The 16,737-nt window shown below is 64.4% G+C and carries 14 protein-coding genes and 1 riboswitch; of the genes, 5 read left to right on the top strand and 9 right to left on the bottom strand.

What is annotated here, in order from left to right:
* Positions 1 to 12: 12 nt before the first annotated feature.
* On the bottom strand, positions 13 to 1,491 hold the full coding sequence (guaB, locus tag BEN47_RS07855; protein ID WP_070726959.1) for an IMP dehydrogenase: 1,479 nt from the start codon (positions 1,489 to 1,491) through the stop codon (positions 13 to 15).
* On the bottom strand, positions 1,449 to 2,990 hold the full coding sequence (locus BEN47_RS23020; RefSeq protein ID WP_158010912.1) for an alpha/beta hydrolase-fold protein: 1,542 nt from the start codon (positions 2,988 to 2,990) through the stop codon (positions 1,449 to 1,451). Before BEN47_RS23020 ends, guaB begins: the two co-directional genes overlap by 43 nt.
* A 143-nt stretch (positions 2,991 to 3,133) precedes the next feature.
* On the opposite strand from BEN47_RS23020, the gene BEN47_RS07845 reads away from it, so the two are divergent.
* On the top strand, positions 3,134 to 3,985 hold the full coding sequence (locus BEN47_RS07845) for an oxidoreductase (protein WP_070726954.1): 852 nt from the start codon (positions 3,134 to 3,136) through the stop codon (positions 3,983 to 3,985).
* A gap of 92 nt (positions 3,986 to 4,077) precedes the next feature.
* Positions 4,078 to 4,917, top strand: a complete 840-nt coding sequence (locus tag BEN47_RS07840) for an FRG domain-containing protein (RefSeq protein WP_070726952.1) — start codon at positions 4,078 to 4,080, stop codon at positions 4,915 to 4,917.
* Positions 4,918 to 4,983: 66 nt separating this feature from the next.
* Here BEN47_RS07840 and BEN47_RS20235 read toward each other — a convergent pair whose 3' ends face one another.
* The 4 genes from BEN47_RS20235 to BEN47_RS07825 all read right to left on the bottom strand — a co-directional run bounded on the left by BEN47_RS20235 (position 4,984) and on the right by BEN47_RS07825 (position 8,922).
* Complete coding sequence (locus BEN47_RS20235; protein WP_239691536.1) at positions 4,984 to 6,564, bottom strand: ATP-dependent helicase C-terminal domain-containing protein; 1,581 nt, start codon at positions 6,562 to 6,564, stop codon at positions 4,984 to 4,986.
* Complete coding sequence (locus tag BEN47_RS20230) at positions 6,450 to 7,709, bottom strand: DEAD/DEAH box helicase (RefSeq protein WP_125921569.1); 1,260 nt, start codon at positions 7,707 to 7,709, stop codon at positions 6,450 to 6,452. The genes BEN47_RS20235 and BEN47_RS20230 overlap by 115 nt, the downstream gene beginning before the upstream one ends.
* A gap of 9 nt (positions 7,710 to 7,718) precedes the next feature.
* Complete coding sequence (locus BEN47_RS07830; RefSeq protein ID WP_083322242.1) at positions 7,719 to 8,507, bottom strand: YqjF family protein; 789 nt, start codon at positions 8,505 to 8,507, stop codon at positions 7,719 to 7,721.
* 82 nt (positions 8,508 to 8,589) lie between these two features.
* On the bottom strand, positions 8,590 to 8,922 hold the full coding sequence (locus tag BEN47_RS07825) for a rhodanese-like domain-containing protein (RefSeq protein WP_070726950.1): 333 nt from the start codon (positions 8,920 to 8,922) through the stop codon (positions 8,590 to 8,592).
* Between the two features lie 87 nt (positions 8,923 to 9,009).
* Between BEN47_RS07825 and pnuC the strand changes: the two genes are divergently transcribed.
* Positions 9,010 to 9,636, top strand: coding sequence for a nicotinamide riboside transporter PnuC (gene pnuC / locus BEN47_RS07820; protein ID WP_158010910.1), 627 nt, complete (start codon positions 9,010 to 9,012; stop codon positions 9,634 to 9,636).
* Positions 9,637 to 9,799: 163 nt separating this feature from the next.
* Positions 9,800 to 11,245 carry an aldose epimerase family protein gene (locus BEN47_RS20225; RefSeq protein WP_083322240.1) on the top strand — a complete coding sequence of 482 codons (1,446 nt, stop codon included), beginning with the start codon at positions 9,800 to 9,802 and terminating at the stop codon, positions 11,243 to 11,245.
* Between the two features lie 17 nt (positions 11,246 to 11,262).
* On the opposite strand, the gene BEN47_RS07810 is transcribed toward BEN47_RS20225, so the two are convergent.
* The 3 genes from BEN47_RS07810 to BEN47_RS07800 form a co-directional block, all read right to left on the bottom strand.
* Positions 11,263 to 12,291: a Brp/Blh family beta-carotene 15,15'-dioxygenase gene (locus BEN47_RS07810; RefSeq protein ID WP_070726948.1), complete on the bottom strand. Its 1,029-nt coding sequence runs from the start codon at positions 12,289 to 12,291 to the stop codon at positions 11,263 to 11,265.
* 173 nt (positions 12,292 to 12,464) lie between these two features.
* A complete protein-coding gene (locus tag BEN47_RS07805; protein WP_070726946.1) occupies positions 12,465 to 13,238 on the bottom strand; it encodes a bacteriorhodopsin in 774 nt (257 codons plus the stop codon).
* A gap of 382 nt (positions 13,239 to 13,620) precedes the next feature.
* Entirely contained in the window at positions 13,621 to 13,848 is a 228-nt protein-coding gene (locus BEN47_RS07800; RefSeq protein WP_070726944.1) for a hypothetical protein, read from the bottom strand.
* A 162-nt stretch (positions 13,849 to 14,010) separates the two neighbouring features.
* Positions 14,011 to 14,116: riboswitch (TPP riboswitch) on the top strand.
* 61 nt (positions 14,117 to 14,177) lie between these two features.
* Here BEN47_RS07800 and BEN47_RS07795 point away from each other — a divergent pair.
* Complete coding sequence (locus tag BEN47_RS07795; protein ID WP_070726942.1) at positions 14,178 to 16,661, top strand: TonB-dependent receptor; 2,484 nt, start codon at positions 14,178 to 14,180, stop codon at positions 16,659 to 16,661.
* Positions 16,662 to 16,737 lie beyond the last annotated feature (76 nt).

The raw sequence follows: 16,737 nt of genomic DNA, 5'->3' as shown, positions 1-16,737 counted from the left end.
GCCCAAGCCGGTTTAGCGGCTCGAATAGTTGGGTGCTTCGCGCGTGATTTGCACGTCGTGCGGGTGCGACTCGCGCAGGCCGGCCCCGGTGATGCGCACAAACTGCGCTGCTTGCAGGGCTTCCATGTTGGCCGCGCCCACGTAGCCCATGCCGGCCCGCAGGCCACCCGCCAGCTGGTAAATCACCTCCGATACGTTGCCCTTGAACGGCACCCGGCCCACAATGCCCTCGGGCACCAGCTTCTTCACGTCGTCTTCGGCGTCCTGAAAGTACCGGTCTTTGCTGCCGTCTTCCATGGCCTCCACCGAGCCCATGCCGCGGTAGGACTTGTACTTGCGGCCTTCGTAGATAATCAGCTCGCCGGGGGCTTCCTCGGTGCCGGCCAGCAGCGAGCCCACCATCACGGCCGCAGCGCCGCCCGCCAGGGCCTTCACCACATCGCCTGAGAACTTGATGCCGCCGTCGGCCACCAGCGTCACGCCGGTGCCAGCCAGGCCGCGCGCCGCTTCCAGCACGGCCGAAAGCTGCGGCACGCCGATACCGGCAATGATGCGAGTGGTACAGATTGACCCCGGGCCTACGCCGACCTTCACGCAGTCGGCGCCGGCATCGGCCAGGGCGCGGGCCCCGGCGGCGGTGGCCACGTTGCCGGCCATTACGTCCAGGGTCGGGTAGGCGGCTTTAATGGCGCGCACGGCGTCCATCACGCCTTTGGAGTGGCCGTGGGCGGTGTCGAGGCTCACAATGTCCACCCCGGCTTCAACCAGAGCCGCCACGCGCTGGAGCAGGTCGGGGGTGACGCCCACGGCCGCGCCCACGCGCAGCCGGCCCTTACTGTCCTTGCTGGCGTGCGGCGCCCGGCGGCGCTTGCGAATGTCTTTGTAGGTCATCAGGCCCGCCAGGCGGCCTTCGCTGTCCAGCAGGGGCAGCTTGTCCACTTTGCTGTCGGTGAGGAGCTGCTCGGCCTCGGCCTGGTCGATGCCGGCCGGCGCGGTGACGAGGCGGCTGAGCGGAATCATCACCGTGGTCACGGACTGGCTCAGGTCTTTCTCAAAACGCAGGTCGCGGTTTGTCAGAATGCCTTCCAGGCGGCGGTCGTCGCCGATGATAGGAATGCCGCCGATACCGTTCTTGCGCATCATCTGGCGGGCGTCGGCGAGAGTGGCGGTGGGCGGCAGGGTGAACGGGTCCTGAATCAGGGCCGATTCGCTGCGCTTTACGCGGCGCACCTGGTCGGCCTGCGTCTTAATGGACATATTCTTGTGAATGATGCCCAGGCCGCCTTCCTGCGCCAGCGCAATGGCCATGTCAGACTCCGTGACGGTGTCCATGGCCGCCGAGATGAGCGGGGTTTGCAGCCGGATGTTGGGGGTGAGGCGGGTGCCGGTGTCGCAGTCTCGGGGCAGCACTTCGGAGTACGCTGGCAGCAGCAGTACGTCGTCGTAAGTCAGGGCCTCGAAGGCAATTTTGGGGGTTGCGGAATCCGCCATAGCAAAAGGGGTTGGGCGTTGGGGCCTTTTGCCAGGCAAAGGTACGGCGGGAAGTTGGGTTGAAGCCCGGCTATATCCCGGTCTGAGGTTATTCTTTTGCGAATTTCACTGCCCTGACTTCGCCGCCGGCCGTTATCCGCGACAGATAGAGCCCCGCTGCCAGGCCGCGCAGGTTCACGGCGTCGCCGTTGCGCACGGCGGTTCGCAGCACCGTCCGGCCGCGCGCATCGGTAATTTCGAGCCAGCCGTCGGCAAGGGAAGCAGGCAGGGCTATCCGCAGCTCCTGCGCGGCTGGATTGGGGTACACGCTGGCCCGCAGTCGCTGGCTTTGGCGGACCGGCGTAACGGCGGCGGGCGCAAAAAGCCAGGTGTAAGCCGCCGGGAATTCGCGCTGCCAGAACCATTCGGCGTGCTGGCCGTCGGCGCGCGGGTTGAAGCTCAGGTTGGCGGCCGGGACGCCGCCGCGCAGCAGCGAATCGCGCATGGCGGTCATGTAGGGGCACCATCGTCGTGCTTTCGCCGGTGCCGCTCACGAAGTAAAAACGGGTGTTAGGGTTGGCCGGATGCTGGTGCACGTACGCAAACAGGGGCTGGGCCGCAAACCAGTAAGCCGGCGAAAACACGCCCACTTTGCCAAAAACAGCGGGGTGGCGCAGGGCCGCGTAAGTAGCGATGAGGGCGCCCATGCTGGAACCGGCAATGCCGGTGTTCTCGCGGTTGGCCAGGGTGCGGTAGTTGGTGTCGATGTAGGGTTTGAGGGTCTGGACGAGGAAGTCCAGGTACAAGTCGCCCTGGCCGCCGCCGTTCTGCGGGTTGTTCCAGGGCGAGTACTCGTTGAGGCGGCTGGCGCCCCCGTTATCAACGGCCACCACGATGCAGCCCGTGGGGTCCTGCCCGTTGGTGTTGAGCAGGTTCAAGGCTTCATCAACGCCCCATTCTCCCGCAAAAGCGGTTAGCTTGTCGAACACGTTCTGGCCGTTCTGCATGTACAGCACGGGGTAGCGGCGTCCGCTGGTGGCGTAGCCCGGCGGCAGGTACAGCCACACGCGCCGGGTGCGCCCCAGCTGCGGCATCTCAAACGTGGTGGAAATAACGCTGACATTGGCCGCGGCCGTGGACTGGCCGCTGGGCGTGCCGCCGGCCACGTCTTCCCAGTTTAGTATTTGGTGGAGCACCGGCCCGGCGCTGCTGCCAAAGGTGAACGTGCGGTTCGGCACCTGGCCATTGGAAACCGTGGTTTCGACCGAGGCCCACGCGCCGCGGGTGAACTTGTACTCGATGGTGCCCGTGCCCGTGGGCAGTGTGATTTCATAGCTGCCGTCGGCGTTGCGGGTGAGCGTGTGCGCGGCACTGGCCGGGTTCCAGCCATTGAAAGTGCCCGCCATGTAAATAGTGGCGTTGGCGGGCGTGGTGGCCGGCACGGCGGTGATTTTGAAGGTGACCTGCGCGTGGGCCGCGAAGCCCAACAAGGCAAGTAAAAGCGAGAAAAGGTGCTTCATAGGATATGGAGAAGGGAGGCGGGGGCAGGTGAGGTGTCCAATGCGAAGGTACAGCAACGGCCTGCTGCACGCCGACCAAAAGCGTATATCAAACATTTTGGCTTCCAATCCGTCTTAGCGGCTACCATTTCAACCCCCGTTTTATGTCTGACTCCGCTTCCAAAACCTGGTTCATCACCGGGGCTTCTTCCGGTTTCGGCGAAGCCCTGGCCACTTACATACTCGAAAAAGGCGGCCGAGTAGCCGCCACGTTCCGCAAGCCTGAGCAGGCCGAAGAATTCACCGCTAAAGAAGCTGGCCGCACCTTCGGCGTGGTGTGCGATGTGACCAACGAGCCGCAGGTGAAAACGGCCGTGGCCGACGCCATTACGCATTTTGGCCACCTCGACGTGGTGGTGAACAACGCCGGCTACGGCTCCATGGGCAGCATCGAAGAGGTGCCGGCCGAGGAGGTGCAGCGCCAGTTCGACGTGAACGTGTTTGGGGTGCTGCACGTGCTGCGGGCCGTGCTCCCGCACCTGCGCGAGCGCCGCGCGGGCCACGTGCTCAACATCACCAGCATTGGCGGCCTGAAAACCTTCCCCGGCGTGGGCATTTACAACGCCAGCAAGTTTGCCCTTGAGGCCATTGGCGAAAGCCTGAGCCAGCAGGTGGGGCCGCTGGGCATTAAGGTGACCAACATCGAGCCGAGCGGTTTCCGGACCAAGTGGGCCGGCGAGTCGGCTACCTTCGTCGATACCAAAATCGACGATTACCAAGCCACCGTGGGCGAAAACCTGCGCAGCATTCAGGGCAACAGCGGCCGCCAGCCCGGCGACCCCGAGCGCGCCGCCAAGGCCATGTACGAAGTGGTGCACATGGAAAACCCGCCTCTGCATCTGCCTCTGGGCAAAGCCGCCGTGAAAGGCGCCCGCGAGAAGTTCGAGAGCACAAGCAAAGAGCTGGCGCAGTACGAGGCCATGGGCAACGCTGCCGATTTTCCGGCCGGCGAGTAAGCCGTAGCTTCCGTATAAAAAGCCTCCGCCAGCTCGCGCACGCCGCTGCGGAGCTTTTTAGTGCCAAAAAGCGCCCGCCGTACCTTCGCCCCATGCCGCTCTCCGCCAACGACCACATTGCTGCCTCCTGGGAAGACCTGCAGCGGCTGCTTTTTCAGAACACCTGGGACGGGCGCATCGGGCGGTTTCGCTCGCCCTTCGTGTACCGCGGCAGCCGCTCGCACCTCTACGAGTTGGACACCAGCCTGCAGCGCCTCGGCGGCCACTACCACGAGCTGGAGCACCACCTGCTGCGCAACTTCCGCAAGTACGCCCGCGACACCACCGTGCCCGCCCAGGCCGCCAGCACCTGGGACTGGCTGGCCCTGGCCCAGCACCACGGCCTGCCCACCCGTCTGCTCGACTGGACGTACTCGCCTTACGTGGCCCTGCACTTTGCCACCGACGACCTCGACGCCTACCACGAAGACGGCATTGTGTGGGCCCTGAACTACGTGAAGGCCGCCGAGCACCTGCCCGCCCGCCTGCGCCAGGCCCTACAGCAGGAAGGCTCCAACGTGTTTACCTCCGAGCTGCTGCAGCCCGTGAGCAGCAGCCTGCGCGAGCTGGAAGTGCTGCAGGCCGAGCCCTACGTGCTGTTTTTGGAGCCGCCCAGTCTGGATGCCCGCATTGTGCACCAGTACGCCCTGTTTTCGCTGATGAGCACGGCCCAGAGCGTGCTGCACGACTGGCTTGCCGACCGCCCGGAGCTATACTTTCGCATCGTGATTCCCGCCAAGCTCAAGTGGGAGGTGCGCGATAAACTAGACCAGGCCAACATCACGGAGCGGGTGCTGCTGCCCGGCCTGGGCGGCCTCAGCCGCTGGCTGCACCGGCACTATTCGCCCCGCAACAACGGCAGCCCATTCCTCGACGAAAATGAAATGCGCTGATTTTGGACCTGCTCAGGCTCGCTGGAGTAGTTTCTAGGCAATGCGAGCTTTGTAGTCCGCGCCAAGCTACTGGCCCAGGCGCTTTTTGGTGAGCCTGGTGGGGATGTGTTCCATGGGTTTATCAGGCCACGGATGCCTGGGGTAGCGGCCCTTCAGGTCCTTGCGCACTTCAAAATAGCCGCGCTCCCAAAAGCTGCGCAGGTCGCGGGTGACCTGCGCGGGCCGCCCGCCCGGCGAGAGCAGGTGCAGCAGCAGCGGCACGCGCCCGCCGGCCACGGTGGGCGTTTCGGTCAAGCCGAACAGCTCCTGCAGCTTCACGGCCAGTACGGGCGCGGCCCCGTCGCTGTAGTCCAGGGTGATGTGCGAGCCGCTGGGAACCTCCAACGCGGCCGGGGCCAAGCGGTCCAGGGCCTGGCGCTGGTTCCAGCCGCCGGGCAGGCGCGCCAGCAGCGGCTCCGTGAGGTCGAGGCGCTGCATGTCGCTCAGGGTTTTGATGCCGGTGAGGTGCGGGCCCAGCCACTGCTCCACCTTTTGGGCCAGCGTTTCCTCATCAAAGGCCGGCCAGTGTTCTTCTTCCAAAGTTGATTCGGAGGCCGGGAAGTGCTGCCGCATAAATTCCAGTCGCTGCTGCAGCTGCCGGGCCGCCGGCGTCCAGTTCAGCTTACTGATGCCGACTTCCTGCAAATAGCTGAGCAGGGCGCGCACCACCAAAGCCGGCTCGGGTTGGCCAATCACCGTTTCGGCCAACAGCAATGCTCCCAATCGGCGCACGCGGCGGCCGGTCACGCGCTGGGCGGCGGGGTCGTAACGCACTTCGTCGGTGGTGGCAATCTGGTCGGCGAAAGCTACTTCCAGCTCGTCCTGCTCCAACGGCGCCGCCAGCGTGGCCCGCGGGGCCGACGAGGTGCCGGCCAGGTGCGCTACCGCAAAAAACGTGGCCTGTGGGTCTACCTCCTTGGTATTCAGGCTCACGCGCTGGCCCGTCACGAGCCGGAGCCGGTCGTGGGTTTCGCGCTGAGCCAGCCGGTCGGGGTAGGCCAAAGCGGTGAGCAGGCTAACTGGCGACTGCATAATGGCCTGGTTACTGGACGGCTCTCGCAGACCCAGCCGGTTCATGAGGTTGCGGGCTACGTCGCGCACGCGCTGCAGAGTGGCGTGGTGCAAGGCCAGGCCCGGCAGAGGCGCCCGGCCGTTGGCGTAGGCTTCGAGCCGCAGCCGGAGGTCTGGGGGCGCGGGGCGGGTGTCGGTGGGGGAGGCCCAGCGCAGCAAGTCGCGCTCGGCCAGCAGGGCAGCCAGGGCGGCGGCGCCGGAGCCGTGGCCCAGCTCCTGCCCGCGCACCACCAAGTGGCCCAGCCGAGGCGGTAAGCCCAGCGCGGCCAGTTTCCGACCGTGGGCCGTGGGTTTCACGGATGAATTAAAAATTAAAAATGAAGAATTAAAAGTGGGTTGTTCTACACTGGAATTATGAGCTTTCATACCCAAAAAACCATCATTGACCACCCCACTCTTGATTTTTAGTTCTTCATTTTTAATTATTTCCAAAGCGCCCAGGCGCACCAGCAAGTCGCGGGCCTGGGAAAAAGCGGCGGTGGGCGGCACGTCCAGCCACCGCAGGCTGGTGGGGTCGGCCGCGCCCCACAGGGCCAACTCCAGTACCAGGCTGCTGAGGTCGGCGGTGTGGATTTCGGGCGGGCGGTGCGCCGGCAGGTTGTGGTGCTCGGCTTCGGTCCAGAGGCGGTAGCAGGTGCCGGGGCCCAGGCGGCCGGCGCGGCGCGGCGCTGGTCGGCGGCGGCGCGGGCCACGGGCACGGTTTCCAGGGTGGTAAAGCCCGTGCGCGGTACAAAGCGCGGCACCCTGGCAAACCCGCCGTCAATTACCACGCGCACGCCCTCAATGGTCAGGCTGGTTTCAGCAATGCTGGTGGCGAGGATGACTTTGCGGCGGCCGGCGCGGGCGGGGCGCAGGGCGGCGTCCTGGGTTTCGAGCGGCAGCTCACCGTGCAGCAGGTGCAGGTCTACGTGGTCGGCCAGGGAGTCGGTCAGCTTGCGGGCGCTGCGCTGCAAATCCCCCACGCCGGGCAGGAAAACCAGTATGTCGCCTTCGGGATGCGTACTAAGCGCCGCCCGCACCTGCGCGGGCACCAGCTCGGCCAGCCGCTCATTGGGCTTGTTGGAGAGCGCCGAAGCGCGCCGCGGGTCGAGGTAGTGCGTGTCAATCGGGAACAGAAAACCGGCCGACGACACCACCGGCGCCGGCAGCCACTGCCCCAGCCGCTGGGCTTCCAGCGTGGCGCTCATTATCAGAATGCGCAGCTCGGGCCGCAGCACCGCCTGTGCATCCAGAGTCAGCGCCAGGCCCAAATCCGCGTTCAAGCTGCGCTCGTGGAACTCGTCGAAGACCACGGCTGCCACGCCTTCCAGCGCCGGGTCGTCCTGAATCATGCGCGTCAGAATACCCTCCGTGATTACCTCTACCCGGGTTTCTTTCGACACTTTGCTGTCCAGCCGCACGCGGTAGCCGATGGTGCGGCCCACGGGCTCGCCGAGTAGCTGGGCCAGGCGGGCCGCGGCGCCCCGCACGGCCAGCTGGCGGGGTTCCAATACCAGAATCTTATCGGCGGGGTTGCGCCAGCCGGCCGCCAGCAGCTCCAGTGGCACTACGGTGGTTTTGCCCGCGCCGGGGGGAGCTTCCAGCACCACCCGGCTGTGCGCGGCCAGGGCCGCCCGCAAAGCAGGCAGCGCCGCAAGAATGGGCAAATCGGGCAGCGGCGGCAGGGCAAAAGCAGTGTTCACCCGCCAAAATTACACCCGCTGCATCGGCCACAGCTCCACGCTCACGGGGCCGCCGGCGTGCAGCAGCGGGGCCCCGGCGGGCGTGGGCAGGCCCTGGCTTTCTATCAGGGAAGACTCGTAGTGGAGCACGTTGGCCGTGAACAGGGGCCACGGCGCGTGCGCAACGCGGCCCCGGTAAAGCTTGGTCTGCGCTTTGTTGCTGGTGTAGAGGCAGTAGCGTTCCGTGAGGAAAAACGCGAGCGAGCCCGGCTCGGCGGGCGGCATGGGCGCCATGATGTTCCAGGTGGCTCGAAACGCGGCCGGTGCCACCCCGGAGTGCGTGCGTTCGGCCCGGAACTGCCGCAGCTGGGCGGTGGGGCTCTCCATGTGCATGGTGGCGCGCAAGTAGGGCAGGTTGAATACCGTGCGGGCTACCCACACGGCCAGGGGGGTGGTGGCGTCGAGCGAGAAAAACCACACGCCGGGCACGCCGTCCAGGTGCACGTAGGTGCGCACGTTCAGCTCCAGAAACTCGCTGGCACCGGGCACTGGCGGGCTCACCCGGGTGCGGACTTTTGACATCCGAAAAGGCACAATGGCCAGCCACGCCATGCCGTCGTGGGTGTCGATTTGCAGGCGCGGCGGCAGGTGGGGCTGCAGCAGCTTGGCCGGCACCGCCCAGTGCATAAACAGCAGGTCGCTCCACTCCTGGCGGAGCAGCGGCGTGCCGGTGGGCCGCTCGCGCATGGCCAGGCGGTTGGCCAGGGTGGGGGCGGTGGGGGCGGCCAGTGCAACGGGTGGGACTGAGAAATCGGACATGGGGGCGGAAAGAAGCGGCTTCAGTAACAACACCTAACCCCAAACAGGAGCCGCGGGTTTGCCGTCCGCTATCCGCTGGGGCTCAGTACTGCGGAAAACTCGGGTCGACCTGCTCCGCCCAGGCGGCTACTCCGCCGCGCAGGTTAAGCACGTTGGTGCGGCCCAGGCGCTGGCGCAGGTAGCCCAGCGCCTGGGCCGAGCGCACGCCGTGATGGCAAATAACCACTACTGGCCCTTCGGTGCGGATTTCGGCGGCGCGGCGCGGCAATTCATCCAGGGGCAGCAGGAGGCTGCCGGGCAGGTGGCAGTAATCGAACTCCATTTCTTCGCGCACGTCCACCAGCTGCCAGTCTTCGCCGGATTGCAGACGGGCGTGCAGGTCTTCGGGGCTGATTTCGAGTGAATTGTTGGGCATAGTGCGGGTGCTGAAGCTGCAAAAATAGTCCTGCTGCTCCTATCTTGCGGCCTCCTGCCGGGCTGCGCCCGCGTGCTCGCTCTGCCGTTGCTAGATATTCCAACCTCGTTTGCTCATTACTGGCACGCCACTACCCCGCTGGAGCTGGTGGCCGTGGTCACGGGCTTTGCCTGCGTATGGCTGGCCGCCCGCGAGTCTCTCTGGAACTTTCCGATTGCCATCGTCAGCTGCCTGCTCTTTGTGGTCGTGTATTTCAAGGCGAAGCTTTACGCGGATTGCGGCCTGCAGGGGTTGTTCATTCTGCTCAGCTGCTACGGCTGGTACGAGTGGCTCTACGGCGGGCGCAACGCCACCGAGCTGCGCGTAACCCATGCACAGGGCCGCGAATGGCTATTGGGCGCGGCGTTTGCGGCCCTCTTCACGCTGGGTTTCGGCTACTACCTGCGTTATCACACCGACGCGGCCTTTCCCTACATCGACAGCTTTACCACTGCCGGCAGCATCGTGGCCCAGTACCTGCTCACCCGTAAGCGGCTCCAAAACTGGTTGTTGTGGCTGCTGGTTGATGTGATTTACGTGCCCGTGCTGTGGTACAAGGACCTCTATTTCGTGAGCCTGCTCTATTTTTTGTACCTGATTCTGGCCGCTTACGGCTATTGGCAGTGGCGCCGCGAGCTGGCCACGCCCCTGCCCTCGTCGGCAGCGGCTGTTTAGAGTTGATTACCGCTAAACCAATGCGTGAGAAAGCAACGCTGGCTGCTAACCCCCGTTAGTTGGTGGCGTAATAGCCAAAAGACGGTTCTCCTTGTTTCACCCAGTAATGAGTGCCGGAATCAGTACCTAGCTTCTTCCTTTCACCTCTCTTCCTCCCTCACCTTTGCTGCGCGTTTCCCTGACTGGCCCGGAATCTACGGGTAAATCGACGCTGGCCAAACGGCTGGCGGCCCACTACGGCACCACTTTCGCGCCCGAATTTGCCCGCGAGTACCTCGCCGCCTCCGGGCCGCACTACACCGCCGAGGACCTCGAAGAAATAGCGCGGGGGCAGCTGGCCGCCGAGGAGCAGGCCGCGGCCCAGGCCACGCGCGTGGTGTTTTGCGACAGTGACTTGCTGGTGATAAAAATCTGGGCCGAGCACGCCTTCGGCAGCTGTCCGGAGTGGATACTGCGCTGCATCGACCAGCAGCACTACGACCTGGTGCTGCTCATGGGCGTGGACCTGCCCTGGCAGCCCGACCCGCTGCGCGAGCACCCGCACCTGCGCCAGCAGTTCTACGACCTCTACCAGCGCGAGCTGCGCGACCAGATGTCCAACTTCGCCGAGATTTCCGGTGACGAGGACCGGCGCTTTGCCCAGGCCTGCTTTTTGGTTGATGAGCTCCTGCAAACCAGAATGCTGCCGCCCACTTCGCCCGCGCCGCCCGCCCAGCCCGTATCGGCTCACCCCACGCACTACACCCTTTTCACCCCCAGCTGCCGGGCTACGTTTGCCTCGCACGGGGCCGAGCTCACGAGCTTGGTGACGTCGGCCAACGGCCTGGAGTACCTCTGGCCCGCCGACCCCGCCGTGTGGGGCCGCCACGCCCCGGTGCTGTTTCCGCTGGTGGGCCGCCTGCCCGGCGATGTGTACCACCACGAGGGCCGCGACTACAAGCTGCCGCAGCACGGCTTTGCCCGCGACCAGCAGTTTGCCGTGCTGCGCCACCAGCCCACCGAGCTGGTTTTCCAGCTGCAGCACGACGAGTCCACCCAGAGCATTTTCCCCTTTGCTTTCGAGCTGACCATTACCTACACCCTGCGCGACACGCTGCTCACCGTGCGCTGGGACGTGCGCAACCCCGCCCCTGACCAAACCCTGCTCTTCAGCATTGGGGCGCATCCGGCGGTGCGGTGCCCCTTGCTGCCCAACGAGGTGTTTGAAGATTATTTCTTTGAGTTTGACCACCCCGTGCGCCTAGAGCGGCACCTGCTGCAGGGCGGCCTGCTCACGGGCCAGACCGCTCCGGTCCTCACCGAGGGCAACGTGCTGCCGCTGCGCTACAACTTGTTTGCCGACGATGCCCTGGTGTTCAAGCACTACGATTTTACGCGTCTCACGCTGCGCTCGCGTATGTCGGCGCACTTCGTGCGCTTCCAGTTCGACGGTTTTCCCTACCTCGGCCTCTGGACCAAAGGGCCCGGCGCCGGCTTTGTGTGCGTGGAGCCCTGGCACGGAGTGGCCAGTCCCACCGGCGCACCCGGCGAGCTGCGCGACAAGGAAGGCATTCTGACGCTGGCGCCGGGCCAAGTGTTTTCTGCCACTTACAGCATTGAGGTGGGTTAAGTAGCCCGCAACCTGGGCTAGCCGGGAGATGATGGGTGCTTGCCCAGTCCCAGGTTTTTCCACCGGTGGGCGTCCATCACCGTCGTAACCAGCAGGGCGTGGGGCAGGGTGACGATGGCGGCAACGACCAGCGCCAGGCTAAACCACGCCGTGGCATCGGGCAGGCGCGGAGCCAGCACGCGGCCCAGTACCAGCAGCGCTACGCAGCTGATGAGCAGCAGCGGCGCCGCCCGGCGCAGAAAGAAACCCAACTGCCCCAGTAATTCTGCCCGGCTGGCCTGGCCATTGTTGCCTGAGGCGTAGCCCAGCCAGCCATTGAGACGCAAAATGTGCTGCAGGCTGTGCCAGAACACAAAGTACACCGCCACCGAAAGCCGCGGCGGCAGCGCCACAAACAGCAGCGTGAGCACGGCCACTTCCACCAGCTCGGTTTTGAGCAAGTCAGTTCGGGCCCGCACGGCGTAGCCGGCCCATAGCGCCGCGTGCCCGCCCATCACCAGCACGCCCAGCACCACCGCAATGGCCTCGAATGTGGCCACCGAAACATGGGCCGCGTCCACGAAAGTGAGCAGCTCGTTCACCAGGCTCCGGGTTTCATGGGCCCGGCCCCAGGCGGGTACCGCAAAAATCAGCAAGCCGCGCAACAGGCTGTGCGCGAGCCACCAGCTGGTAGAAACCTGGGTGTTGGCGGGCGCATCGGCGGAGCCCCAGTGCCACACCGTGAGCAGGAAAAACCCCGCCACTGTAGCCACCGGCCACCACCACCAGAGCAGGCCCACCAGTGCGGCCAGCCCGAGGTAGCCCAGCAGGAACCGGCCCCAGTAGCGCCACCCCATAGCGGCCCGGCCGGCGGGCTGGCTGGCGGGCAGCACGAACTGGTCGCAGGCACCGTGGGCCACGCCCAGCAGCACCATGCCCACGGCCAGCGGCACCCCCAGCAACCAGCCCGCCACCGCCGGAAAAGCCGTCCCAAGCCCCACCAGCGCCAGCACCGCGGCGTAGGAGTAGGAGCGATGAGACCAGTCGGGGGCGAGGGAAAGAGGCATGGGGTCGCGGCAAAACAGTGAGAAACAATACAGGCCGCTGCACAGCTAGCGCAGTACAACGGCCTGTTATCAAATCGCTCTCAACCAGGTTGAGGAGCTTATACTATGATGCTTCACCTGAGCGTGCCAGCCGGCTATTTCAGCCCGCCGGCAACGCTCAGGTAGGGCGCAGTCTATACCACCGAAGTGGCACTGGATGGGGCCACTTTCACCGCCGATTCGCTACGGGCAATGCCGTACACGACCAAGCCAAACCCAATTTTGTTGATGGCGTCGCCAATGTTGTAAATCAGGTCGAGGTCGGAGGGGCGGAGCAGGCCCGCGCCGTCGGGGCCCAGTAGGCCGCCGGGCATGGCCATGTAGCCGATGGGGTAAATGGCCCAGCCCACCAGAATAAACCAGGCCAGCGCCCGGACGCCCTTCTGTACGGCCTCCGATTCGGACTTGGCGGCCAGCTGCGCCACTTCACCCATCCAGGCCGAGTACAGAATGTAGAGGTAACCCACCGTGGAGAGGGTGCCCCACAAGGCCGAGTAGCCCATGGACCCATCGGTAAAGGCTTCGCCGATGTAGCCGCACACCAGCATCACGAGGGCTGCCAGCACCAGTTTCCACAGCAGGGCCACTTTGGCTCCGGCGGCGCGCACCAGTAGGTAGAACTCCACCACCATAAGCGGCACCGTCAGCGTCCAGTCGATGTAGCGCAGCGCGATGGGTGTGGTTTTGGACATGATGTAGAAGTCCCGCATGTAGTAGTAGTGTACCGCCGCGATGCCCGTAATCAATCCCGAAATCAATAGGGAAGTTTTCCACTTGTCAGCAACCGTGCTGCGCTCGAACAGGAAGAATACGGCCGCTGCTGCCATGGCCATGTAGCCGATGAAGAAGGTGAATGCCACCGGGTCGTCTACCGGAATTGTTAGAACACCTAAGAAAGAGTTTTGCATGTGACAAAAAAATTAAGGGTTGAACGATGGACCAAATGTATCATGAAAATGATATTTTGGTGCTTATTGTTTAAGATATTTATTTAAAAGATTAGACAAACAATTTCGCCTGTCGCCATGTACGCTGCATAAGTAGCCTGAACCGTACGGCAGCTTTCAGGCCTTTAGAATAGAATGTGGAGCAGTCCCATTGCCAGTCCGGCGTGCTAGTACCCGGCATTTATTAGGTATCACCCGCTTCATGAGGACTCGACCATCCGAGGCACTGCGGCAACTGGCAGCGCCACAGCTAAAAAAAAGAGCATTTCCACGGCCGCTTGGGGGCCGTGGAAACGCTCTTGGTATTTGACGGTGGTGTGGGCAGGGAATCCGGCTCGGTGCTTTATACGCCTACCCGGGGCTTGTTGTAGTCGGGCTCCCAATCGTTGATGGGCCGGGAAATGCCGGGGGGCAGGTCGAGGTCGGGCAGGCCGGGGTCGTGGGGTTCGCCGCCGTCGTCGTCGCCGTCGTGCGGTGGGGGCGGGGGCAGCGCGCGCCGCCGCCGCCGGGGCAGCACCAGCATAAAGACGAAGAAGGCGCAAAAGACAACGGCGTAGACAAGGCTGAACATGGCAATAGCGGCTGAAGCGGGGCTGAGCTAAAACGTAGGGCGGCGGCTTGGCGTTGCGCCGGCCGGCGTCCCTAAATTAACTGTCTTTCAACAAACGACCAAGCCAATTTGTGCGGCGCCCGCCCGGAAGTTGTGGTCCGGCCGGCTGGAGTGCTACCTTTGCGGCATGTTTAGGGGTGCTGATGTTGTGCACAACATCGGCTGAGATGATACCCATCGAACCTGAACCGGGTAATGCCGGCGAAGGGAACAAACAATCCGCGGACGTTTCCGCTGCCGCTCCGACCCCTGGGGCGACGGCGCGTTCCATTTTTTACGCCATAATCTTTTTGAAAACTGTACTCCTTGCGGGGGCGGCGCTGTGCGCGCTGGCCACCGCACCGGCATGGGCGCAAGGCCCCGTGTCTGGCACCGTCACCGATGCCCGCACCGGCGAAGCCCTACCCGGCGCCACTATTCTGCTCGACGGCACGGCCAGCGGCACCACCGACGCCACCGGCGCCTTCGCATTGCCGGCCGTGCCGGCCGGCACGCACGAGCTGCGCATTTCTTTCTTGGGCTACGATGCGCTGGTGCAACGCGTGGAAGGCCAAGCCGGGGAACAACGGCTGCGCAATGCGCTGCAGCCCGGCGCCGTGCTCACCGGCGAAGCCCTCGTGACGGCTTCCCAGGCCAACGACCGCACTGGTACGGCCTACACCAACCTCAGCAAGGAGGACCTGGCCAAGCGCAACTTCGGCCAGGACCTGCCTTATCTGCTCGACCAGACGCCTTCGGTGGTGGTGAATTCCGATGCCGGCGCGGGCGTGGGCTACACCGACATCCGCATTCGGGGCACGAGCAACACGGGCATCAACATGACCATCAACGGGGTGCCGCTGAACGACCCGGAGTCGCGAGGCTCGTTTTTGGTGAACTTGCCGGACCTAGCCTCGTCCATTAATAGCCTGCAGGTGCAGCGTGGCGTGGGCACCAGCCAGAACGGCGGCGCGGCCTTCGGGGCCAGCATCAACATCTCGACCCTGGGCGTGCGCCGCGAGGCCTACGCCGAAAGCCAGAACACCTACGGCTCCTTTAATACCTGGAAAAACAACGTGCAGTTCGGGACCGGGCTGGTGGGCGGGCATTTCACCGTGGACGGGCGCCTCTCGCGCATCGCCACCGACGGCTACATGAACCGGGCGGCGTCGGACCTGAAGTCGTACTACTTCGCCGCCGGCTACCAGGCCAAGAGCACGCTGCTGAAATTCATCACCTTTTCGGGCCGCGAAAAAACCTACCAGGCCTGGAATGGCGTGCCCGAGCCGGCCATTACCGGCAACCGCGCCCTGCTGCAAACCTACGTGGACAATGGGGAGCTCTCGGAAGCCAACGCCGCGCGGGTGCTGCGCGAAGGCCGCCGCTACAGCTACTACACCTACGACAACCAGACCGACAACTACCAGCAGAACCACTACCAGCTGCACCTCTCGCAGGGCCTGGGCCCGAACTGGAACGTGGGCGCGGCGGCCCACCTCACCCGTGGCTTTGGCTACTACGAGAGCTACCGCGAGCGCCGCAAGTTCTCGGACTACGGCTTGCCCAACGTGGTGGTGGGCAACCAGACCATTACCCGCACCAACCTCATCGACCAGAAGTGGCTGGATAACTACTTCTATGGCGGCACTTTCGCCCTCAACTACCAGCCCCGCGAGGGTAAGCTGCAGGCCACCCTGGGCGGTGCCTGGAACCGCTTCAACAACGACCACTACGGCGAGATAATCTGGGCGCAGTACGCCCAGAACATCGCCCACCGGCAGCGCTACTACTTCAACAACGCCACCAAAACCGACTACAACGCCTACGCCCGCGCCACCTGGCAAGCCACGTCCTGGCTGGGCGTGTACGGCGACTTGCAGCTACGCCGCATCGGGTACCGTATCGACGGGATTGAGGACGACCAGAACGACGTGACCACCCGTGCCCGCTACACGTTTTTCAATCCCAAGGCCGGCACCACCGTCTCCCTGGGCCACGGGCAGCAGCTCTACGCCAGCTTTGCCGTGGGCCAGCGCGAACCCGTGCGCGCCGACTTCACCGACCGCCCCGCCGGCGACCAGACCGCCCGGCCCGAGCGCCTCGAAGACTACGAAGGCGGCTATCGCATCAATCGCGCCGGCCTCAGCTGGCTGGGGCTGATTACGGACGTGCGCTTCGAGGCCAACTACTATTTCATGAACTACCGCGACCAGCTAGTGGCCACCGGCCAGCTCAACGACGTGGGCACGGCCCTGCGCACCAACGTGGCCCGCAGCTACCGCCGCGGCCTGGAACTAACCGGTGCAGTGGCCGCTGCCGATAAAATCAGCCTCAGCAGTACCCTCACCCTGAGCCAGAACCGCATCCAGAACTACCGCGACGTGGTGTACGACGAGAATTTTGAGGCCGTGGTGGGGGCGCCGCGCACGTCCACCATTTCCTACTCGCCGGCCGTGGTATCGGCCCATACCCTGGAAGGCCAGCCGCTAAAAGGACTGCGCACGGCGCTGCTGCTCAAAACCGTGAGCCGGCAGTACCTCGACAATTCGGCCAACAAAAACCGCAGCCTCCAGCCCTACCAAACGCTCGATTTCCGCGTGCGCTACGCCTTCCGCCCAGTCTTCATGAAGGAGATTGAGCTGGCAATTTTAGTAAATAACCTGCTGAACCGCGAATACGCGGCCAACGGCTACACCTACAGCTACGTGGGCGCCAGCGGCCGCCAGGAAACCTTCAACTGGTATTACCCACAGGCCACGCGCAATTTCCTGGCCTCGGTGAACGTGAAGTTTTAAGCTTCATATAAAAACGGAAACGAAAAAGAAGAACGTCATGCTCATCTGGCGTCCGCGAGCAAGCGTCTCTACTGCA

The sequence above is a fragment of the Hymenobacter lapidarius genome, from assembly GCF_001816145.1.
Taxonomy (GTDB): Bacteria; Bacteroidota; Bacteroidia; order Cytophagales; family Hymenobacteraceae; genus Hymenobacter; species Hymenobacter lapidarius.
This window is presented reverse-complemented; position numbering and strand designations above follow the sequence as displayed.